Below are 21185 nucleotides of genomic sequence, written 5' to 3'. Positions count from 1 at the left end.
ACAGCGAGTCGAAACGCCCATATCGGGCCCATTGATCAGTCCGAACGAATCGAGAAGGTAGTTGTATGAGCCGAGCGTTGAAGATTTCCTTGTCCCTGGTGATCGTGTTCGCCGCCGCGTTGGCTGTATTTCTGGTGGTGGATCGATCGGGGTCTCCGGATGCTGCCGCCGCCGAGCAGGCCGCGACCGACCCTGCCTCGATTGCGGTGCGCGAGAACAGTCATCGGTTGAACTCGGTGCCCGACGGCCGGGTCACGTTCGTGGAGTTCCTCGACTTCGAGTGCGAGGCCTGCCGATCGGCCTACCCGGCGATCGAGCAATTGCGTGAAGAGTACGGCGACCGGGTGAGCTTCGTGGCCCGCTACTTTCCGATCGCCTCCCACTTCAATGCCGAACGAGCCGCACGCGCAGTCGAGGCCGCGGCCCAGCAGGGCGGATTCGAGGCGATGTATCAGCGCATGTACGAAACGCAGGCGCAGTGGGGCGAACAGCAGGTTCCGCAGGACGAGTTGTTCCGCAGCTTCGCCGTCGAGCAAGGGCTCGACATGAGCGCCTTCGATGCCGCCTACACCGACCCTGCGACGCTCGCGCGCATCGAGGCCGACGTCGCGGACGGGATCGCGCTCGGCGTGCAGGGCACCCCGACGTTCTTCCTCAACGGCACCAAGATCGAACCCACCACCTACGGAGACCTCGCCGATGCCCTCGACGCTGCACTCGGCTGACCTTCCAGCGGCCGAGACCCGACCCGGTGGTTCGTTCGGCCGGAGCCTGCCCTGGCTGCTGTTGGTGGGCGGCCTGATCGGCCTGACTGCCGCGTTCGTGCTCACGGTAGAAAAGTTCGCTCTGGCGCTCGATCCCGCCTACGCCCCGACCTGCAGCATCAACCCGGTGCTCAACTGCGGATCGGTGATGGACACCCCGCAGGCGTCTGCGTTAGGATTTCCCAATTCCCTTCTCGGGATCGCAGGCTTCGCCGTCGTGGCGGCAGTGGGTGCCGCCCTTCTCGCCGGTGCGATGTTCGCGCAGTGGTTCTGGGGCGCAGTGCAGGTCGGTGTCACTGCTGCCGCAGTCTTCGTGCACTGGCTGATCGCGCAGAGCCTGTACGAGATCGGCGCCCTGTGCCCGTACTGCATGGCGGTGTGGGCGGTCACCGTACCGGTCTTCTGGTACGTCACGCTGCGCAACCTCGACCGCGCCAGGTCGAAATCCGCTCTTGGGCAATGGTTTCGGCTACGGCTTGACTCGCTGATTCGCAATCACTCGATTCCGCTGACCGTGTGGTTTCTCGTCCTCATCGCCCTGATCGCGCAGCGTTTCTGGTCGTACTGGTCCACGCTCCTATGATCCGCGACGTACCGTTCGCCCCTCTGCCGCCCTCTCGAGAAAGAAGGTCACGGCGATGACGCGCGGCTGGTCGATCGTCATGCTCGTCGTTGTCGTTGCATCGATCGTCGCACTGTGGCCCCGCTCCGGTGGCGTCGAGGGCGGCCCGTCCGACGTCATCGCCAACAATGTCGCTCCGGTCGGACCCGAACCCACATTGTCCCGCCCGCCGGATGACGCGGCACGAGCAACAGCGCTACCGATGTGTCCGCCGCCGGTACCACGCGAAGGCGGTCCGCTGGCGGGAGTGATAGCGCGCTGCATCGGCAGCGACAGCTATGTCGATCTCGCCGATGTTCTCGGCAGCGAGGCGACGCTGATCAACCTGTGGGCATCCTGGTGCGGCCCGTGCCGCACCGAGATGCCCGTACTCGATGCCTACGCCGCAGAACCCGACGCGATCCCAGTCATCGGAATCGACGTCGAGGACCGACCCGAGGACGCGGCCGCGCTGCTCACGCAACTGGGCGTCCGCTATCCGAACTACATCGACGGCGGCAGCGTCCTGGACGCGCTCTCGGCACCGCCGGTCCTTCCCCTGAGCTTTTTCCTCCACCCGGACGGAACGATCGAGCGCGTCACCGACCCGACAGTGTTCGAGACGACAGACCAGATCCGCACTGCAGTAAAGGATTTCACCTCATGACACGTTTTTTCCCTGCGCGGGTCGGTGCGCGCCGTCAAGGCACCACGCCCACCGCGGCAATTGGATCGATTCTTGCCGTCGTACTACTGATCTCCGGATGCTCCGACGGCGCACAGGCTGCATCCACGGGAGGTAGCTTCGACTTCGTCGCCCCCGGCGGTCGAACCGACATCGTCTACGATCCCCCCGAAACACGCGGTACCATAGGCGAACTCGCCGGCCCCGATCTGATGGAGGAAGGCAAGACGACCGCTCTGTCGGACTACGACGGCAAGGTGGTGGTGATCAATCTCTGGGGTCAGTGGTGTGGCCCCTGCCGCGGCGAAGCCGACGACCTCGAAGAGGTCTACGAGACCACCCGCGAGCGCGGCGTGCAGTTCCTCGGCCTCAACGTCAGAGATCCACAGAAGGACAAAGCGCAGGACTTCGTGGTCGACAACGACGTCTCCTACCCCTCGATCTACGACCCTTCGATGCGGACCCTGATCGCTCTCGGCGGGAACTACCCGACCAGCGTGATCCCTTCGACGCTGGTACTCGACCGTCAGCACCGCGTGGCCGCGGTCTTCATGCGCGCCTTGCTCACCGACGATCTCCTTCCCGTCGTCGAACGGATAGCCGCGGAATGACGACTCTTCTCGCCCAGGACATCGGGTCGGCCTTCCAGAACGCGGCATCGAGCGGGCCCCTTCTGCTCGCGATCGCGGCATGCATGCTCGCCGGGTTGGTCTCGTTCGCCTCCCCGTGCGTGGTGCCGCTGGTGCCGGGATACCTGTCCTACCTGGCGGGAATCGCCGGTGCCGACGCCCAATCAGCCGAGACCCGATCGCCCGGCACCTCGACCACCGGCACGTCGTCGACGGAGCTGGCGAATCGCTGGCGTGTGGCCGGCGCAGCGTCGTTGTTCGTCGCCGGATTCACGATCGTCTTCGTCCTCGCCACAGCCTCGATCTTCGGAGTCATCGGCACCTTGCGCATCAACGAGCAAGTGCTCCAACGAGTCGGCGGCGTCATCACGATCATCATGGGTGCGGCGTTCATCGGATTGATACCCGTTCTGCAACGCGACACCCGATTCGCACCTCAGCAGATCTCGTCCCTCGCTGGAGCGCCGCTGCTCGGCGGTGTGTTCGCGCTCGGCTGGACACCGTGTCTGGGCCCCACCCTCGCCGGCGTTCTGTCTGTTGCAGCAGGAACCGAAGGTGCAACCGCAGCTCGCGGGGTCACTCTCATCGTCGCGTACTGCATGGGGCTCGGCCTACCGTTCGTCGTCCTCGCGTTCGGTTCGAGTTCGGCGATGCGCGGGGTGGGGTGGCTTCGGAGGAACTCACAGAAGATCAAGGTCGCGGGCGGTGTCATCATGATCGCCGTCGGCATCGCGCTGCTGACCGGAGTGTGGGGATTGTTCATCGCCTGGATCCGCAACGAATTCGTCAGTGCAGTGGTCCTGCCCATCTGATCGAGATGTCGCCGAACCACCACGCCGCGTTGCATTGTTCGGGTAGCCGAACTATATTTTCAGGGTCCTGACATACTGTTGGTGCCGGAGGGTGTGGTCATGTCTGTGCTGCAGCGCCGATCGTCTCGGCCGCCCTCGAGGTTTCGGTCGGGCCTCGTTCTGCTCGGACCCGCTTTCGTCGCAGCGATCGCCTACGTCGACCCCGGCAATGTCGCCTCCAATGTCAGTGCCGGTGCGCAGTTCGGATACCTGCTGGTCTGGGTGATCGTTGCCGCGAATGTGATGGCCGGTCTCGTGCAGTTCCTCTCCGCCAAACTCGGCATCGTCACCGGAATGACACTGCCCGAAGTCGTTCGCGAGAAGTCGAGCAGGACTGTGCGACTGGCATATTGGGGGCAAGCAGAGGTGGTTGCCATGGCGACCGACCTCGCCGAAATCGTCGGCGGTGCGATCGCCCTCTTCTTGCTCTTCGACCTGCCGCTCCTGATCGGCGGCCTCATCACCGGGGCCGTATCGATGATCTTGCTGATGGTCCAGGATCGGCGGGGCCAACGGCCCTTCGAGTTCGTGATTCTCGGGCTACTCGGTGTCATAGCCGTCGGATTTCTTGCCAGCGTCGTCGTGGAACCGCCATCGTTCACCGAGGCCGCGGCCGGTCTGATTCCGCGGTTCGACGGCGCGGAAAGCGTGTTGATCGCCGCCGCGATGCTCGGTGCGACGATCATGCCGCACGCGGTGTACCTGCACTCCGGCCTTGCACGTGACCGGCACGGACACCCCGAGGCAGGGCCTGTCCGTCAGCGGTTGTTGCGGATCACCCGGATCGATGTCGGGTTGGCGATGCTGCTGGCCGGTGCAGTGAACATGTCGATGCTGCTGTTGGCGGCATCGACATTGGGGGGCCGCGAGGGCGTCGATTCCATCGAAGGAGCCCACGCAGCAGTAGGGGACACTCTGGGGCCGGTGGTAGCACTGCTGTTCGCGGTGGGCCTGCTGGCCTCGGGCCTTGCATCGACATCGGTCGGGGCGTACGCCGGCGCGATGATCATGGACGGCCTACTACGTAAGCGCATTCCGATTCTGGTGCGACGACTGGTAACACTTGTTCCCGCACTGGCAATTCTGGCAGCAGGAGTCGACCCCAGTCGGGCACTGGTCGTCTCGCAGGTCGTACTGTCGTTCGGTATCCCGTTCGCGTTGATTCCCTTGGTGCGGTTCACCTCGGACCGCATCCTGATGGGCGGCGATGTCAATCACCGGATCACGGCATACGCGGCATGGCTCATCGCGGGAATCGTCGTCGCACTCAACATTGCACTGATCTATCTGACCGTGGCCTGACTGCGCGCGGGTGGACGTGTCGAGCATGCGCTTATTTCACACGCGTAGCGCATCGACGGGCGTCCGGGTCATCGAGTTTCTGCTCGAGGGTGGGGTCAGGGTGCGCCGTTGCTTGCCGTGGCGGGCTCGTGTTGGCTTTTTTCATTGGTATGGAAAGTGATCAGATTGCCGTCGGTGTCGACAGTTGCGAACTCCGTCGTTCCCCAGTCCGTCGAGACGGGACGACCCGCGTCTGCGGGATGGAGAACTCCCGCGCGGGACATCTCGGCGTAAAGGTCGTTGATCTCGTCCACGGCGATGCGGCAGCTGGCTGTGCCGGCAAGGAACGTCTCGGCTCCGCTGCATACCGGCCATGCCGCACGGTCTGAACGGGTATTCCAGCTGTCGTCGTCGGCGGCCCACAAGTGGATCTCGACGTCGTCGCGGGTAAGCCTCGCGAAAGTCGGGTCGGTGTACCGGGTCGTGAAGCCGAACGCGCGGACGTATATCTCTACAGCGGTGTCGATGTCTCGTACCGGCAGCGCAGGTACCACTTTCGACATGCTCATAGGCAACACTAACGCCGACGGGCCGGAGGAGAGGAGCCGAACCCACCTCAATTGCTGGCGCTCAGTGCATTCGACTTCTGACACAGTGAACACGACTCCTGAAACTGACAGAATCAGTGTCGGTGCTGAGCTGCGTTCATTGTGTAAAGAAACTCGTGTCCGCAGCAATGTAACGCGAAACCCTGTTTGCGTTACACCGTTCGCCGGAACCGAACGTTTCTGTCACCACTTCATTCCTCGATCCACTTGTCAGTTTCGGGAGTGGGCGTCACTATTTCCTGGGGTTTTACCCTCGATTGCAGTCGTCTTCTGACGTTCCGGGTGCAGAAGTGGGCTGCACAATCGACCACCTCACCGCCAGCTTTGCTCAGTGCGGGGAGGAGAAACTTGTATCGGGGTCGGGTCGATGCTCGTGCTGGTGGGTTGTTTTTTTCGAACCGAAACGGGAACGGAGGTAGTTGGCGGCGAGGGGGAGTATCGAGAGCGCGACGACCCCGATGAGGACTATCTCGATGTGGTTGCGCACGAGCGGGATTCCGCCGAGTAGGTAGCCGAGCATGGGTACGCCGGCACCCCAGGCGAGGCCCCCGATGATGTTGTAGACGAGGAAGGTTCGGTATCTCATGCCCGACGCGCCGGCCATGACAGGTGCAACCGTACGGACGACGGGAACGAACCTGGCGAGTACGACAGTGCGAGCACCGTAGGTGTCGAAGAACGACTGCGCGCGGGCTAGTTGCGCAGGGCCGAGCCGTTTGGCACCGGGTCGGTCGAAGACAGCAGGGCCGGCGGCGCGGCCGATCAGGTAGCCGCATTGATCGCCGAGTACGGCTGCAATCGGCGCGGACACCAGGATCACCCACAATGGAACGAACGGGTCGACCTGCGCCACGAGCACTCCGGCGGTGAAGAGCAGAGAGTCGCCGGGGAGAAAGAACCCGATCAGCAGACCTGTCTCGACGAACAAGGCGACGAGCAGCCCGATCAACCCGAATGTCGCAACGAGGGTGCTCGGGTCGAGGACGCCGCCGGTCAATCCCGACGTCACAGCGAGATCCTGTTCATCAGCAGGCGAGGCGGCGTCGCATCAGTGGCGTCGCCGCCGGAGTCGAGCCGGTGCAGTACATAGCTGCCCAGGGTGACTGCGCAGGCGGCGAGGAGCGCTCCGGCGAGAACGTCGGTGAGCCAGTGGACACCGAGATACATTCTCGTGCACGCAACGGCAACGGTCACTGCCAGAGCGATCCCGAGGAACAACGCTCGCACGCCCCTCGATCGATGTATTCCCGCGATGAGAGCGAGCATCAGTGACAGGGCAGCGGTCCCGGTGACGTGACCCGACGGGAAGGAGAAATCGGTTTCGAGCATCAACTGGATCGACTGCGGCGGCCGCTCACGTCCGACGATCAGTTTCACGATCGTGCACAGCATCGATGCCGAGCCGACGGTCGCCAGCATCACTAGTGCCGGGCCGTAGCGTTTGGTTCTCCACACCAGAAGCACCGCGACCACGAGGCCCAACGCGGCGGTCTCGGCGGGGCCACCCGCTGTGGTGACGGCAAGGGCAAGCTCATCGAGCGCGCGCGTTCGGTGATCGACGAACCAGGCCGCGACAGGCGCGTCGGACCTGGTCAGCCATCCGTTGCTGTGCACTGCGACGGCGAGCACCACCACTGCGAAAGCGAAGCCGAGCGCACCGAAGATCGTCGCTGCGGCCCGGTCGGAGCGGACGCGGAACATCGTCCCGGCACCGAGGAGGCCAACTGCTATCACCATCCCGGCGATCTCGACGTCGGCGGTGGCGGCTTCGGTGAACACTTCGGTGGCCGTTGCGTGAACGGCGGACATCGATGAGGAGAGGAGCACGGCGATCAGTGTGCCGAGCAGCTCCTGAAGAACCGCTGAGAGCGGCTCGTCGGCGACGGTGAGGGTCTGTTGTACTTGCGTCACATACATGGACGGAGCTGTCGATGCGGGTTCTGGTGGTCGAGGACGAAGTGCGCCTTGCGGAAATGGTCCGCCGCGGTCTGGTCGCCGACGGGTTCACCGTCGAGGTCGAGCACGACGGGGACAACGGGTTCCACAGCGCCGCCACCGGGGAGTTCGACGTACTCGTTCTCGACATCATGCTGCCGGGCAGACACGGGTACGACATCGTGCGCGACCTCCGGGCGCAGGGTGTGTGGACGCCGATCCTGATGCTGTCGGCCAAGGACGGTGAATACGATCTGGCCGACGCCTTCGATCTCGGCGCGGACGACTACCTGGTCAAACCGTTCTCCTTCGTCGTCCTGGTCGCTCGCCTACGCGCCCTGGCCAGACGGGGCGCTCCCGAACGCCCAGCCGTGCTCGCAGCCGGCGATCTCGAGTTGGATCCCGCGCGTCACCGCGTCACCCGGGGCGGTACGGAATTGGCGCTGACCCCGCGCGAGTACAGCGTGCTCGAGTTCCTGATGCGGCGCAGCGGCGTCGTGGTGACCAAGTCCGAGATCGTCCGGTCGGTGTGGGACGTCAACTACGACGGCGACGAGAACATCGTTGAGGTCTACATCGGGTATCTCCGGAAGAAGGTCGATCAGCCCTTCGGGCGCAAGAGCATCGAAACGATCCGCGGGGTGGGGTATCGCCTGGCCCTCGACGCGGCCGACTGAGCATCACCCCCTGCCGCAATGCAGTGCCAGTCAGGGCTGTGCTGACAACAACGGTGGTGCCGGGTGGTATCGAGACAGTGCCGATCTTCGGGGCGCATTAGGCTAGGAGACTGACAGACATGAGTGGTTTCCCCGACGTTCTGCGCCCACGATCGTGGGCAGTGCGCGTGCGATCCGCCGTGGCCTCGACGATGGTGGTGGCCGTATGTCTGATCGCGGCAGGCGGGGCATTGTTGGGTATTCTCTACAACTCCCTCGAAAACTCCGCCCGCACCGCCGCCACTGCCCGGGCAGTACAGGTCGGTGAGCGCCTCGAGACCGATCTACCGGGCCAGATCGACGAATCATTGCTGGCCACGGACGGGCAGATCGGAATCGTGCAGGTCGTCGACGCGGCTGGGATGGTGCAGGCCTCCTCCCGTGCCGATGGCGGCTCGCCGCTGTCCACACGCGTTGTTGCGCCCACGGCCACCCAGGATCTGGGGCGTATCGAAGCGGGCGAGACCGGGGACTTCTGGGTCATTGCGAGTGGTGCGACCACGGTCGACGGGCCGGTGACAGTGCTGGTCGGTGCCGACCGCGAGCCGGTGGAAAAGGTCGTCACCACCGTTGCAGTCCTGCTCGCCATTGTCGGTCCGGTGGTGGTTGCGATCGTCGCCTTGGCGACCTATCGACTCGTCGGCGCAGCGCTGAGCCCCGTCGAGCGGATCCGCACCCGCGTGGCCTCGATCTCGAACAGTGATCTGGGAGAACGCATCCCGGTCCCGCACACCCGCGACGAGATCGCGCGCCTGGCGGTGACCATGAACGAGATGTTGGCACGACTGAACGCCGGGCAACGAGCCCAGCAACGATTCGTCAGCGACGCCTCACACGAGCTGCGAAGCCCGCTGTCGACGATCACCGCCGCTCTCGAACTTGCAGCGGCCAGGCCCGAGCTCATCGATGCGTCCCTGATCGATGAATCGTTGCTGCCCGAAGCGCGTCGAATGCGCCGACTGATCGACGACCTTCTCCTGCTCGCGCGGTCGGACGAGACGCAGAGTCCGCACGGCGCGGTCGATGTCGACCTCGACGACGTGCTGTACGAGGAAGGAAAACGGGTCGAAGCGCTGACAGATCTGTCCGTCGTGACATCCATCGTTCCCGTTCGAGTGTCCGGTGATCAGTTCGCGTTGGCGAGGATGGTGCGCAACGTCGTCGACAACGCTGTCCGGCACGCACGATCCCGGCTGGACCTGTCCTGCACCGAGTTGGGAGGTTTCGCAGTGATCGTCATCGACGACGACGGGCCGGGGATTTCAGAGGCCGAACGGGAGCGTGTGTTCGACCGGTTCGTACGACTCGATACCTCTCGGGCACGCGATCAGGGCGGTGCCGGGTTGGGATTGGCGATCGTCGCCGGTACCGTCGCCGCACACGGTGGTTCGGTGACCGTCGATCGGTCCCCGCTCGGGGGAGCGCGCTTCCAGATCACCATCCCGATGACCTCACTCGACGCGTCCGACGATCTACATCCCTGATCGAGAACACAGGCCGCGTGCGGTCTCGAACCACGTGACGCTCACGTCCCGACCATCATGATCCGCTGACAGACAGATCGCTGGGATGCAGGCGTGCCAGGGCCACACCACATACTTGGACGGTGAGTTCTTCCCTGGCCGAGCCTGGTCTGCCGCTCGTGGTTCTCTGCTGCGTGATGGTGGCGCTCGCTGCGGTCATCTATCGGGTCTCCTCGATCGGGCGAATGATCACCGCTCCGGCTGCTGCTCTGCGCGGGTTCGTTCAATTGGCGGCGATTTCGTTGATTCTCGCTGCGGCGCTGGCGCATCTGTGGTCGTCGTTGCTGGTGCTGCTGGTGATGTTCGGGGCTGCGGCGTTCACGTCGATTCGGCGTTCGGAGTCGGGGAGGTCCGGTATCTGGCTCGTGTTTCCCCTGGCGGTGGGTATCGGGATCGTGGTGCCGTTGTGCTTGCTCACCGGTGTCGTTCCGGCGCAGGGCATCTCGATCGTGCCGGTCGGCGGAATCATCTTGGGCGGGACGATGACCGCAACATCGCTGTCCGCGCGGCGTGCATTGGCAGCGTTGACCGACCGGCACGGCGAAGTGGAGGCGGCACTGAGTCTGGGGCTGACCGAACGTGACGCGCGCGTGGAGGTGGTGCGCCCCACCGCGAACGACGCGCTGCTGCCGGGCCTGGATCAGACGCGAACGGTGGGGCTGGTGACTCTGCCGGGAGCGTTCGTGGGCGTCCTGTTGGCCAGTGGCTCGGCCCTGCAGGCGGGGGCCGTACAGATTCTGGTGCTCACCGGACTATTACTTGCGCAGACCGTCGCCGTCGCGCTGACCGTGGAACTCGTCGCGCGGGGATCGGTCCACCGGAGGCCGTGAACGGGTGGTTCGGCGAGGTCGGCGTACGCGGTGGGCGATCCTCAGCGGACCTTCAGCAACACCTGGGTACGGTCCCGGTTCATGAGCGATCTCACCGATTCCGAGCACCTGACGGCCCACCACCGGGCGCTGAGCAAGGTCCCCGAAATCACCGTCTGGTTCTGGGTCGTGAAGATCCTCTGCACCACAGTCGGGGAGAGTGTCGCGGACTGGGTGAACATGACCCTCGGTGTCGGACTGACCGCAACGGCGGGATTGTTCACCGCCATTCTCGTTGCGGTGCTTGCTGTTCAGATCTGGCTGTCGAGGTACGTGCCTGCCGTCTACTGGCTGACGGTGGTGGTGCTCAGTGTCACGGGAACGCTGTACACCGACATCCTCACCGACAGTCGCGGTGTTCCGTTGCCGGTGAGCATGTCGGTGTTCGCTGGGTTGTTGGCGGTGGTGTTCGGGGTGTGGTTCGTGCGGGAGCGGACTCTGTCGATCCACAGCATCGTCACCGTGCCCCGAGAGCTGTTCTACTGGCTGGCGATTCTGGTGACCTTCGCGCTCGGGACCGCGGCGGGTGACTGGACGCTGAGCATCACAGGATGGGGCCCGGGCACGTCGGTACTTCTGCCCGCCGGTCTGATCGTGGCGGTCGTCGCCGGATGGCGGCTCGGTGCGAACGCGGTGTTGGCGTTCTGGTTGGCCTACATCCTCACCCGTCCGTTGGGCGCGAACCTGGGAGATTGGTTCGCTCAACCGAGAACCGAACATGGCCTCGGTCTCGGCACATTCGTCACCAGTGTGGTGTTCCTGGTCGCGATCCTGGCCACGGTGCTGTACCTGACGAGAACGAAACGAGACGTGATCGGGAATCACCGCGTCGAGCCCGAACCGGTCGCCACAGACACGCGCCGCGAGCGCACGATGCTCGTCTATTTCGCGGCAGTGGCCGTGGCCACCGCGGGGCTTCTGTCGTGGGCGTCCGCGCAGCCACACACAGCGCCGGCAAGTGAGGCGGAGGGTTCCGGGGCTGCGATCGCCGATCTCGCGCCGGGGGAGGCGATCGCACAGTTCCCGCCGCAGCAGGTCACCGAGCTCCGCTCGATCATCGACGACACCGCCGTGGCCGTTCGGTCCGGTCAGCAGGACGAGGCGAAAACCGCCGCGAAGAAACTCGAAACCACCTGGGACGACGATCAACCCACGTTGCAGCCGCTCGACGCCGCAGGGTGGACCGCACTCGACTCGCGTATCGACATCGTGCTCACCGCAATCCGTTCCAACACCTCCGACCCCGCCGCGGAGACCGCTGCACTGTCGGACCTCGCAGCCGCCCTGCGGTGACGAGACCACTCGCTCCGGTGCATCGAGCAGCCCGAGGGTCGGAGAGCTGAGAAACAGGATTGCTCATCATTGTTCGCTACAGTTCTTCGATGTCCCTGACGTCTCAGATCGATATGCCGGGGTCGCCTTTCATGCAGTTTGCAAGGCATGCAATTCCCAACTCCGCAGCGGTTACCGCAGTGCACGATGGTGTGCACAGGTCAGCGCTCAAAGCTTCATCCGACCATTCCGGGAAGAGACCTGATTGGGGTTTGATCGGAACGGCCATCGACTTCAGACTGCGAAGCGCCTTCACGACCATCGACGTGGTTCCACCCTCTGCGCAGCTCGGTCACGCGGCCCTTACCAAGCGTTACCCGCAGGCGTTGCCGCTGCTTGGTGAACTCAAGGCTGCGACCACCGAAGTGCTAGACGCCGCAACCCCTCTACGCCGCGGGTGCATCGAGCTTCCCGAATCGCTCGAATTCGAGATGATCCGGCTTTGCGTGGTCGCAGCCCAACTCGACCAGCTGTACCGCGCTTATCCGTTCGTCATCGACAAAACCACCCTCCTCGAGGGAACATCGGTTGTCTCGTTCGACAAAGCGCGGGCGCAGGTTCCCTGGTTCCTCATCGACCAAGTCCACGACCAAGTGCGCCGCGCGAACATCGCGCTCGGACCGCTACACGCGAACTCCGCCAAGGCAATAGCCGGAATGAGCTTCACCGGATCCGAACTCGTCGGCGGCGCTGATGCGGACCTGCTCGTCGACGGACTCCTTCTGGATTTCAAGTCGACGCACAAAGCGACGTCCATTGGCAGATCCGACGTCTACCAACTCGCCGGCTACGTGCTCCTCGACTTCGACGATCTCCACCAGATTGACCGCGTGGGCGTTTACTGGACGAGACACGGTGTGCTCCGTACGTTCACCCTCTCAACCTTCTTCCAACTCCTCGGTGCCACGGTCTCGGTGCCAGAACTGCGAGCCGAGCTTCGCTGGCACTTGACGGCCCATGAGCGACGACGCAGTTCGTACATCGGGACCGAACAGCGTCGACGCGAGCACGCGGCAACGAATGAACATTGCCAACCTGCAGAGCCGGGGGAAGAGCCGCAGCGCTCTAGGACGGGGCTGCGGCGTGCAGCGAAATGGCTACGCAGTGCGCTGAGAAACTGAACGGAGCAGTACCGATTCGCGATGGACGACACACCCAGTTCACAGGACGGGCTGAGCCCCAGGGACGACCGAGTTCCGCGATATCGACGCACTGGGTGCGCTGGGCATGCGTCGGCGGCAGCGCCACCCAATTCGCCAAAGCTGACGCCCACTAGCGGAGGCCCGCTGAAACCTTGTTCAATCGCACGGTGAATTGACGCTTCGTCAAGCTGACTGTCGATGAAACCCGCGGAGAAGCTTCCTGCGGGTTTGGGTGTGCGTTTTGACCATCGTCATACCGGACGAGTCCGGACGGGCTACTGAGAGTGACTGGCCACGACGTTCTCTCAGCCGAACCGTCCGCTGGAAGTGTCCACTTGATTGGTCCAGCTTCCCGTAGTCTCTACTGGACAGATCGAGTCCAGCAGGCCGGAGGGGCATGAAAATCGGATACGCGCGGTGCAGCACCGCTAGACAGGACACCTCCGTCCAAATTGGACTGCTCGCCAAGATCGGTGTCGAACGCGACCGGGTCTATATCGACCACGCTGTCAGCGGCCGTCAAGCAAAACGCCCCGGACTCGAAAACGCCATCAACGCCAGCCGCGAAGGCGACGAATTCTGCGTCACCAAACTCGACAGACTCTCCCGATCGGCCGGAGACCTCCACGAAACCGTGAACCGCCTCGCCGCCAGGGGAGTGGCACTGTTGATCGACGGCAAGGTCTACGACCCAGCTGATCCTATGGGCAAAATGTTCATTGGGATGCTGGGCCTCATGGCCGAATTCGAGTCCGACCTGATCCGAGCCCGCACCCGCGACGCGATCGCGGCCGCAGCAGCGGCCGGCAAGATGAAAGGCCGGCCGCACACCCTGACCCCTGAAGAGCGGGCATACCTACTCCAGGTATACGAAACACGGCAGTTCAAGATCGAAACACTCTGCAAGAACACCGGATTGAAACGATCCGCCCTCTACAGCAACCTCACCCTCGCGCGGGAAGAACGAGACGCCCTAGCGGTCGCGAGAGGTGATTAGTGCAGTCCACTTTTGAAACAGTGCAGTCGACTTCTGAAACTGACAGATCCGCCGACCAGCCGCCGAGCAGTGCCAAAAACGTGCGCGAAACCCCTGCATGTCAAAACATCGAAACCGATGAGTTGTGGCACAGTAGACGATTGTGGGCCACAAATACGGATACGCCAGGGTCTCGACCGCCGAACAGAACCTCGATCTACAGAGCGACGCTCTGAGCGCCTTCGGCTGCGAACGCATCTTCACCGACACCGCGAGCGGATCCACCACCACCAGGCCGGCGCTGACCGAGCTGCTCGAGATCCTCCTGCCCGGTGATGTGCTCACTGTCTGGCGACTCGACCGACTCGGCCGAAACCTCCCACACCTCATCGAGCTCATCGCAGACTTGAAGGCCAGGGGAGTGGCATTCGCGTCGGTCACCGAACAGATCGACACCACCACTGCCGGCGGAGAACTCGTGTTCCACATCTTCGGCGCACTCGCCAGCTTCGAACGCCAACTACTCCGAGAACGCACCCACGCAGGCCTCGCCGCCGCCCGCGAACGAGGGAAGATTGGCGGCCGCCCACCCGCACTCACTGTTACGAAGAAGCGGGAAGCAACCCGAATGCGCAACCAAGGCAACACAATCGGCGACATCGCAGACGCACTCGGGGTAAGTAAACGGACCCTCTACCGCCACTTCGAGAAAGCCGCACAGCAAAGCCGGACTGGAGTTTCCAATGACGCCCACTGAGATAGCCGTTTGCTCCCTGATCATTGCCGTCATCTCACTCGTGGCAACTGTCAGCTTCCAGGTGCACAACGTCCGCAAATCTCGGAAGGAAGTACGTGAAAGAGTGCAGCGACACGTCGAAGCTGTGACCGTCTCACCGACGCGCATCCAGAACGCGAGTGAAGGCGTCGTGCGAGTCCAGAGCAGCGTCACCAATCATGGCGACAGACCTATCACGACCGTCAGTTTGTCGGTTGACAGCCAGTACATCAAGCCTGGTCAAACGTCTTTCACTGGAGCGCACACCGTCGAACCCGGAGCCACTCTGAACTACGACGACCTCCTGCTCGCAGAGCCCGATCCCTACCCGGTGGACGGTAACGACAAGCTCAGAGCGAATGTCGGATTCACCGACTCGGACGGCTACGCATGGCAGAAGTGGGCCGATGGGCACTTCCAAAGCCCGCTCTGGGTCGGACCATATCGAGGGCGACTCCCCAAACGAGTCATGCGCATTCCGATCGTGGCGAAGACCGAACGGAAGTGGCGGGGGCGGCGGCACCGACCACCGACCCGCCAGCAGAGACCTACGCACCGACCGACGGGCACGTGAGCTGTCAGGGCAACGTGACGTCGTCGTCCACCGGGAGCCCGCCAAAACACATCAGCCGTACTTGTGGCTGACAGGACCCGGAACAACGCCGAACCGGCCGCCCCGGTAGGGGTGCGGCCGGTTCGGCGGATCTAAATCGTGTGGTCTCGGAGGACCTCACACGCACTTGAAATGAACCTCCGAATCGAAGGGATTGACCGTTGGACGAAGGAAGTTGATCTCCAACTCATTGTCACAGAAGCCGTTGGCGGCGATGTACGTTGCACCGGCGGCAAGTGCAGCAGAAGCCGCCCCACACCCGAAGGTTCCCAGTCCAGCGCATGCAGCTGCACCCAAGCCCGCAGCCCCGCCGTAGACGAGCGCATTCTGGTCCGTGCGGTTGAGGTAGATGTACACCCCGTAACCCGCACCCACTCGCAGACGGGGCTGAACCTGGCCCGGAGGCGTGGGGGCAGGTTCGGATGTCTCGAATACCATGCGGGGCGCTTCTGGATTCTGCACCACATACTGTTTGGTCAGAGTCGACCCGTCCGAAGATTCAGATGGCACAACACCTTTGGACTCCAACTCCGTCTGGAGCTGTACTACGTCAGCCTCAGGAGAGGACAATTCTGGCTCGTCTGCCGAGGCCGTCGCTGACCCAAATGCAACGACAGACGCCGCTACACCTGTCAGAACAAAGCCTCTTACGAACGCGGAAACCCGCATATACGCCTCTTCTCATCGAGAGTGTCAGTGCGTGCGGGATGATGCACGCACCGCTGTGTCAACGGACCCTGCCGACTCACATCGAAGGAGCTGGCGCGCCGCCTTACTGGGCACGACTAAGCGGTAGCTGTTGCTACGCAACAGACTTGGATTCTCCTAGCCCCGGGACTAGCCCGACCAACCCAACGCTATCGGACATCGCTGACAATCGGAACGCCCGGTTTGTTACGAAACGAGAACGGTCCGCGATCACGCAAGTCGCGCTATGCACCCCGTCGGTCACGCACCGAGAAATAAGCTGTCACCACGACGAGACCGACCAAAACCGTACAAACAACTGCGGTCTTAATGAAACCCAACCAGAACGAATCAGCTTGAAAACCAGCAGCAATCGAGAAAATCAGCGTGAGAGGAATGCCGACGGCGAGGCTTCGGCGCATGGACTTCTCGAGACGCATTGGGGCTCTCTCCTTCGTGAGGGCGCGCCGTGGCCGGCCGGCGGACCCGCCACCCTGTCATGGCCGGTTCGCCACCGAAACCGAAGTGCGGGCCGCGTGGACCGTACCGTCTACGGTGACCGTGAACGCTGGGTCTCTCACAGTACCTCGCAGCCGCCCAAGAACAAGGAAGCGTCTGCAATCGAACACCCACACTCACCACGACGAGTGTCAAGCGTCAACTGCGAATAGGCCACCAAGGCAATGCAATAGACGAAAATACCAGCCGTCGCAAAATTTCGTACACGCGTTGTAAGTGACGCCTCTCGACGCAGCTGTACTAGGGCACCGCCCGCAGGCGGCGAGACTGGAAAGCGGCGGACGGGGCTACCGCGACACCGAACGTGGTCGGTCCCCGTCGCTCCCGCACAATCGCCTGAAGTGATTCACAACCAAGAGGTGGTCACGCAGCCATCGTCGACCAGCAGTATGCATTCGGCCTGCCGGCGGTGCAGGCCGCCCAGCGGGCGTCCCCTGAACCGAGCTCCGCTGCGCTCCGCACCGTGAAAGAGCATTCGATTTCTGGTCGCACATCTGGCTCCCGGCGATACTGCATCACCCGTGCCCGCCGCCTCAACCCCTCGCTCCGCGCTGCTACGGCCAAGGCTCCGAACACTTTTCGTTCCGTACTCGCTGCGCTCCCACGAAAACTGTCCGGCCGAGGGGTTGCCGCGTCGTTCCCGTGCGCTGCTGTCTCTCCTCACGCCAGATGACGGCGACAAGAAATTGGCAGAGCAGGCCGGGGGACCGGTCACGAGGGAGAGGCACCAGTCATGGCCACACGAACCAAGACCAGCGCAGCGGACAAAGCCGAAGCACGCCGCGAGCTGGCGGCATCACTGCACACCGCGATCACCGACAAAGTAGCCGAGCTGACCAGCTCCGACACCTGGCGCGCCTACCTCGACCACGTGGCCTCGTTCCACTCCTACAGCTTCAACAATGTCCTGTTGATCCTCAGTCAGAAACCAGAGGCAACGCAGGTCGCCGGATTCCGTGCCTGGCAGCAACGCGGACGTCAGGTCCGCAAGGGCGAGAGGGCGATCCGGATCTACGGCTACAGCTCCCGCACCGTCACCGAGACCGACCCCGCCACCGGCGACGAGCAGACCCGCAAGGTGCCTACGTTCCCGGTTCTGTCGGTGTTCGACCACTCCCAAACCGACCCGATCGAGGGACACCCGCAGCCCGAGGAAATCGCCCAGCTCCTCACCGGTGCCGATCCGGATGCGATCTACGACCGCGTAGCGGCGGTCATGACCGGCCGAGGATGGACCGTCACCCGCGAAGCGATCACCAGCAGCGCGAACGGCTACACCACCACCGACGGCTCCCACCGGATCGTCGTCGACGCAGCCCTAGAACCCGCAGCGGCCGCGAAAACGATGATCCACGAGGCAGCGCACGCAATCATGCACGCACCCGACCTCATCGGCCCCGAAGCCCGCAAGGACCTGCACCGGGGCCGCATGGAAGTCGAAGCCGAATCCGTCGCCTACGTCCTGGCCGGGATGCTCGGACTCGACACCAGCGCCTACAGCGTCGGCTACATCGCCGGATGGGCCGCAGGAGACCTCGAGCAGGTCACCGCCACCGCGAGAGCAGTACTGACCGCCGTCCACGATCTGGCCGACGCCCTCGACCCGGCCGCCGCGGAGTCGGACGACGCCGAGGACACCGGGACCGAAGACGCCGCGTAGCCGGTCGGGTGAAGGTTCGCCGGCCGAAATGTTCCGGCCGGCGGATCAGGCCACCTGCGGTGTCCACCGAATCGAACTCCGCTGCGCTCCGTCCTGTGAAAAGAGCAATTTCTTTCGCACATCTGGCTCTCTCCGAGCATGCGTCACCCTGGCCCGTCTTACCCACCCCTGACTCCGCGATGCTCCGGCCCTTCGGGCTCCAGAAACTTTTCAAAGCGCCTGCGGCTGAAAACTTTCCGTCCCAGGGGCGGGACGCCGTTCCATGCCGCCGCCTTCTCTCCCCAAGCCAGATGACGGCGAAAGAAATTGGCACGAGCGAAGGGCCGGGGGAGCCGGTCCCGCGACAGAAGGAGACCCGACATGCCGAAGAACACCACCCGCCCCGCACACAAGAGCACCGCAGCAGGAAACGCCCAGACCCCCGCCATCGTCACCCACACCACGGTCATCATCACCGGACCCCAGAACGCGACCATCAGCATCACCGCCGCAGGCACCGAGCACGCGCAAATGGTCGTCGCGTTCGGGCACCTCATGATGACCTTCCGCAGCGCCGAAGCGGTCTGCGACGTCATCGCCGGATTCGCCACCGTCCGATCGGCCCTCGCCGGAGCCGACGGACGCGCCCCGTACCCGCAGCAGCCAGGCGCAGAGTTCGGCGCACCCGCAATCTCGATCCTCTGGCTCGGCGGCCCCGAACACACAGTGATCCCCGGCGCCCGCTACATCCCCGAGCAACGCCGCACCGTGCACTGGGTTGACCTGCACATGGGGCCGATCACCTGGCGCGTCACCGACCGCGTCGGCTACGACACCCTCATGGACGAATTCCGCCGCGTCCACCGCGCCGCAGTCGGCGTCTTCCTCGACGGAGGCCGCTACCGCCGCGATCCGTCCAAGATCCTCGACTCGTTCGACGACTGACCGCAATAACACACCTCGGCCCCCGCACCCGCGGGGCCGAACGTGTTCATCCACAGGCCCCGACCCCGCTCCACAGACCATCAAAATTCCGGTTCGCGTCGCACGACTCGCTGCGCTCCCCGTGCGACGCTGAGCAGCAAGCAGCCACCCGCTTCAGGCCAGAAAGGGAAGCCACCGCCGATGATCACCTGGACCGTCACCACCCGCCCCGAGAACAGCCCCGAACTCCTCACCGCCAGCGGAGCCGACACCACCCTCGACGACGCCAAGAGAGCCGCCGCAGACGCCGTCCGCTACGCCCTCCTCGACGCCGCCGAGCACACCTCACCCGACAACGGCTGCGCACCGTCCTACCTCGTCACCCTCGACGGCACCTGCGCCCTCATCGTCGGACTCGGCCGCTGCCGACCCGCCAACTACAACGGCGTCCTCGACAGCCTGGAACGCTTCGACGGCACCGCACCACCACACCTGCTCTACATGTGAGCCGACCGCGACCCCCAGGAAAGGAACCACCCACGTGCCCGCACAAGCATGGGTCACCCTCATCGTCGGCATCCTCGCCACCATCGGCGTCACCGCCACCCTGCGCCAACGCACCAGCAGCGAGAACCGAGCTCAGGCCTGGCAGCGCATCAGCTGGTGCCTCGAGCTCACCACCAGTGACGACGACGCCGCCGCCGAACTCGGCTGGACGATGTACAGCACCGTCAGCAAATCCAAACTCATCACCCCCACCGAACGCGACGTCATCCGCACCGTCAGCGAACACGCCATGCGCCGAGCACTGGCGCAAGACCCCGACACCGAGGACACTGAACCTCAGACCGACACCACGGAGGACCCGCGATGACCACCACCGAACGCCGAACCACCCGGCGACCACGCCCCCGCGTGGCAGCAGCGGCCGCCCGCGCCTACGTCGAAACCGCCGAATACGACAACGTCGACGTCCCCGACTGGATCCGCGACGTCGCCGCCGGCAAAGACACCAAACCCCCCAAAGACTGACCAACTCACGACCCAGAAAAGGCCCGCCCCCACCAAGGGGCGGGCCTTCGTCGTACCGCGCGTAATCGTCACCGCCACCTCGACCACGTGAAAGAGCCACCCTGCGGGCGGCCACCGAACCGAACTCCGCTGCGCTCCGTCCTGAGAAAACCTCACCAGCACGACATCTGGCCAGAGGTGCGGGCACATCCGCAACACGTTGCAGCCCAACAGAATCTGTCGGTACCCCACGGCAGAATCGCTGACTATGCGAATCCGAACCATCGACGGACCACCACTGCCCGCCGAAATCGCCGAGCATGCCGCACGCGCGATCGCCCTCCGCGTGCTCCTCGACCGGAAGATCACCGATCGACCAACCCACCCACCACGAGCATCCGACGCTCCACAAGCCGCCACAGCATGAACAGACAGCCCTCGTAGCTACTGATCCCGCTGTCGCCCACCCAGCGGGCAGACGCACTCTTCACGTCCGTTGAAACACCCATTCTCGTGATATGGCAACGGATCTCGGCCGTACTTCGCGTCTCCATTCCTGACAGCGGTGATGAAGCGTTGCCCCGCCTTGGTCTGGTCTTTCAGCGGACCGAATGTACGGAACTCATAGCCGGGATAGCGAGCCATCAGTCGCTGGAACATCGCCATGCCGAGCCCAGGCAAGTACGTACCCGGGGGATCATCTTTCTCGGTGAGGTTGTCGAGTTGCAGCGTTTCGACGACTCGGATGTCATCGAATACACCGAACGTGAAGTGGCCCAGAGGAGTCTTGGGGTCGCTGTCTCGGAAGCACTGGATTCCGCGTGCAATGGACCTGCCAGCCGTCCCGTACTCGTTGAAGCGGTACTGGTATTCCGGTTCGTCGTACATCCCGCGAGTATTGCCGAGGGCAAAGGCCCGTGTCGGGCATTTCACTACTTGTCGGTTTTACAACCAACCGGACACCGGACACCATCGCAACGGCCGGGTCGTCTACCGACAATGCCGAACATCCGGCCCCTGCCTACCAAGGCTGAGCAGGCGATTCCCTACCCAGTCGATTGGAACTTTGGCAAACTCCGTCTACAGTGAACTTAGGCAACGTGGA

General features: G+C 63.8%; 26 protein-coding genes. 20 read left to right on the top strand and 6 right to left on the bottom strand.

Features of this window, described 5'->3' with window-relative positions; translation table 11 throughout:
* Window positions 1-65: 65 nt before the first annotated feature.
* From E4P29_RS22455 to E4P29_RS22430, 6 genes are all read left to right on the top strand, one after another.
* Complete coding sequence (locus E4P29_RS22455; protein WP_032370897.1) at window positions 66-725, top strand: thioredoxin domain-containing protein; 660 nt, start codon at window positions 66-68, stop codon at window positions 723-725.
* The gene (locus E4P29_RS22450; RefSeq protein ID WP_135047282.1) at window positions 700-1347 is read left to right on the top strand and encodes a vitamin K epoxide reductase family protein; all 648 of its coding nucleotides are present in this window, start codon (window positions 700-702) and stop codon (window positions 1345-1347) included. Before E4P29_RS22455 ends, E4P29_RS22450 begins: the two co-directional genes overlap by 26 nt.
* A gap of 55 nt (window positions 1348-1402) precedes the next feature.
* A complete protein-coding gene (locus E4P29_RS22445) occupies window positions 1403-2032 on the top strand; it encodes a TlpA disulfide reductase family protein (protein ID WP_135047281.1) in 630 nt (209 codons plus the stop codon).
* Window positions 2029-2661: a TlpA disulfide reductase family protein gene (locus tag E4P29_RS22440; RefSeq protein ID WP_135047280.1), complete on the top strand. Its 633-nt coding sequence runs from the start codon at window positions 2029-2031 to the stop codon at window positions 2659-2661. Before E4P29_RS22445 ends, E4P29_RS22440 begins: the two co-directional genes overlap by 4 nt.
* Complete coding sequence (locus E4P29_RS22435; protein WP_135047279.1) at window positions 2658-3491, top strand: cytochrome c biogenesis CcdA family protein; 834 nt, start codon at window positions 2658-2660, stop codon at window positions 3489-3491. Before E4P29_RS22440 ends, E4P29_RS22435 begins: the two co-directional genes overlap by 4 nt.
* Before the next feature lie 99 nt (window positions 3492-3590).
* Window positions 3591-4832: an Nramp family divalent metal transporter gene (locus E4P29_RS22430; RefSeq protein ID WP_135047278.1), complete on the top strand. Its 1242-nt coding sequence runs from the start codon at window positions 3591-3593 to the stop codon at window positions 4830-4832.
* Between the two features lie 95 nt (window positions 4833-4927).
* On the opposite strand, the gene E4P29_RS22425 is transcribed toward E4P29_RS22430, so the two are convergent.
* From E4P29_RS22425 to E4P29_RS22415, 3 genes are all read right to left on the bottom strand, one after another.
* Window positions 4928-5380: a VOC family protein gene (locus tag E4P29_RS22425; protein ID WP_135047277.1), complete on the bottom strand. Its 453-nt coding sequence runs from the start codon at window positions 5378-5380 to the stop codon at window positions 4928-4930.
* A gap of 367 nt (window positions 5381-5747) precedes the next feature.
* Complete coding sequence (locus E4P29_RS22420; protein ID WP_135047276.1) at window positions 5748-6428, bottom strand: DedA family protein; 681 nt, start codon at window positions 6426-6428, stop codon at window positions 5748-5750.
* Window positions 6425-7330 carry a phosphatase PAP2 family protein gene (locus E4P29_RS22415; protein WP_167735583.1) on the bottom strand — a complete coding sequence of 302 codons (906 nt, stop codon included), beginning with the start codon at window positions 7328-7330 and terminating at the stop codon, window positions 6425-6427. Before E4P29_RS22415 ends, E4P29_RS22420 begins: the two co-directional genes overlap by 4 nt.
* A 20-nt stretch (window positions 7331-7350) precedes the next feature.
* Here E4P29_RS22415 and E4P29_RS22410 point away from each other — a divergent pair, with 20 nt between their 5' ends.
* From E4P29_RS22410 to E4P29_RS22375, 8 genes are all read left to right on the top strand, one after another.
* Window positions 7351-8031, top strand: coding sequence for a response regulator transcription factor (locus E4P29_RS22410; protein ID WP_135047274.1), 681 nt, complete (start codon window positions 7351-7353; stop codon window positions 8029-8031).
* A 119-nt stretch (window positions 8032-8150) separates the two neighbouring features.
* The gene (locus E4P29_RS22405; RefSeq protein ID WP_135047273.1) at window positions 8151-9554 is read left to right on the top strand and encodes an ATP-binding protein; all 1404 of its coding nucleotides are present in this window, start codon (window positions 8151-8153) and stop codon (window positions 9552-9554) included.
* A 122-nt stretch (window positions 9555-9676) separates the two neighbouring features.
* Window positions 9677-10423, top strand: coding sequence for an ABC transporter permease (locus E4P29_RS22400; RefSeq protein ID WP_135047272.1), 747 nt, complete (start codon window positions 9677-9679; stop codon window positions 10421-10423).
* A gap of 81 nt (window positions 10424-10504) precedes the next feature.
* Window positions 10505-11755: a hypothetical protein gene (locus E4P29_RS22395; protein ID WP_135047271.1), complete on the top strand. Its 1251-nt coding sequence runs from the start codon at window positions 10505-10507 to the stop codon at window positions 11753-11755.
* Between the two features lie 305 nt (window positions 11756-12060).
* Entirely contained in the window at window positions 12061-12915 is an 855-nt protein-coding gene (locus tag E4P29_RS22390) for a hypothetical protein (RefSeq protein WP_135047270.1), read from the top strand.
* A gap of 418 nt (window positions 12916-13333) precedes the next feature.
* Complete coding sequence (locus E4P29_RS22385; RefSeq protein WP_094742445.1) at window positions 13334-13933, top strand: recombinase family protein; 600 nt, start codon at window positions 13334-13336, stop codon at window positions 13931-13933.
* 142 nt (window positions 13934-14075) lie between these two features.
* A complete protein-coding gene (locus tag E4P29_RS22380) occupies window positions 14076-14669 on the top strand; it encodes a recombinase family protein (RefSeq protein ID WP_135047269.1) in 594 nt (197 codons plus the stop codon).
* Complete coding sequence (locus tag E4P29_RS22375) at window positions 14656-15261, top strand: hypothetical protein (RefSeq protein WP_135047268.1); 606 nt, start codon at window positions 14656-14658, stop codon at window positions 15259-15261. The genes E4P29_RS22380 and E4P29_RS22375 overlap by 14 nt, the downstream gene beginning before the upstream one ends.
* A gap of 156 nt (window positions 15262-15417) precedes the next feature.
* Here E4P29_RS22375 and E4P29_RS22370 read toward each other — a convergent pair whose 3' ends face one another.
* Together E4P29_RS22370 and E4P29_RS22365 are read right to left on the bottom strand one after the other, a co-directional pair.
* Window positions 15418-15738 (bottom strand): hypothetical protein, encoded by a 321-nt coding sequence (locus E4P29_RS22370; protein ID WP_135047267.1) that lies wholly within the window; start codon window positions 15736-15738, stop codon window positions 15418-15420.
* Window positions 15739-16232: 494 nt separating this feature from the next.
* Window positions 16233-16427 carry a hypothetical protein gene (locus E4P29_RS22365; protein ID WP_135047266.1) on the bottom strand — a complete coding sequence of 65 codons (195 nt, stop codon included), beginning with the start codon at window positions 16425-16427 and terminating at the stop codon, window positions 16233-16235.
* Between the two features lie 812 nt (window positions 16428-17239).
* Between E4P29_RS22365 and E4P29_RS22360 the strand changes: the two genes are divergently transcribed.
* From E4P29_RS22360 to E4P29_RS26120, 6 genes are all read left to right on the top strand, one after another.
* The gene (locus tag E4P29_RS22360; RefSeq protein WP_135047265.1) at window positions 17240-18166 is read left to right on the top strand and encodes an ArdC-like ssDNA-binding domain-containing protein; all 927 of its coding nucleotides are present in this window, start codon (window positions 17240-17242) and stop codon (window positions 18164-18166) included.
* A gap of 360 nt (window positions 18167-18526) precedes the next feature.
* On the top strand, window positions 18527-19090 hold the full coding sequence (locus E4P29_RS22355) for a hypothetical protein (RefSeq protein ID WP_135047264.1): 564 nt from the start codon (window positions 18527-18529) through the stop codon (window positions 19088-19090).
* A 180-nt stretch (window positions 19091-19270) separates the two neighbouring features.
* Window positions 19271-19576 (top strand): hypothetical protein, encoded by a 306-nt coding sequence (locus tag E4P29_RS22350; protein ID WP_008720912.1) that lies wholly within the window; start codon window positions 19271-19273, stop codon window positions 19574-19576.
* A gap of 34 nt (window positions 19577-19610) precedes the next feature.
* A complete protein-coding gene (locus E4P29_RS22345; protein WP_008720911.1) occupies window positions 19611-19943 on the top strand; it encodes a hypothetical protein in 333 nt (110 codons plus the stop codon).
* On the top strand, window positions 19940-20101 hold the full coding sequence (locus E4P29_RS26125) for a hypothetical protein (RefSeq protein WP_167735582.1): 162 nt from the start codon (window positions 19940-19942) through the stop codon (window positions 20099-20101). Before E4P29_RS22345 ends, E4P29_RS26125 begins: the two co-directional genes overlap by 4 nt.
* 247 nt (window positions 20102-20348) lie before the next feature.
* Window positions 20349-20507 carry a hypothetical protein gene (locus E4P29_RS26120; RefSeq protein WP_167735581.1) on the top strand — a complete coding sequence of 53 codons (159 nt, stop codon included), beginning with the start codon at window positions 20349-20351 and terminating at the stop codon, window positions 20505-20507.
* A gap of 17 nt (window positions 20508-20524) precedes the next feature.
* Here E4P29_RS26120 and E4P29_RS22340 read toward each other — a convergent pair whose 3' ends face one another.
* Window positions 20525-20968: a hypothetical protein gene (locus E4P29_RS22340; RefSeq protein ID WP_135047263.1), complete on the bottom strand. Its 444-nt coding sequence runs from the start codon at window positions 20966-20968 to the stop codon at window positions 20525-20527.
* Window positions 20969-21185: the final 217 nt, after the last annotated feature.

This window comes from Rhodococcus sp. 1R11 (assembly GCF_004563845.1).
GTDB lineage: Bacteria > Actinomycetota > Actinomycetes > Mycobacteriales > Mycobacteriaceae > Rhodococcoides.
This window is presented reverse-complemented; position numbering and strand designations above follow the sequence as displayed.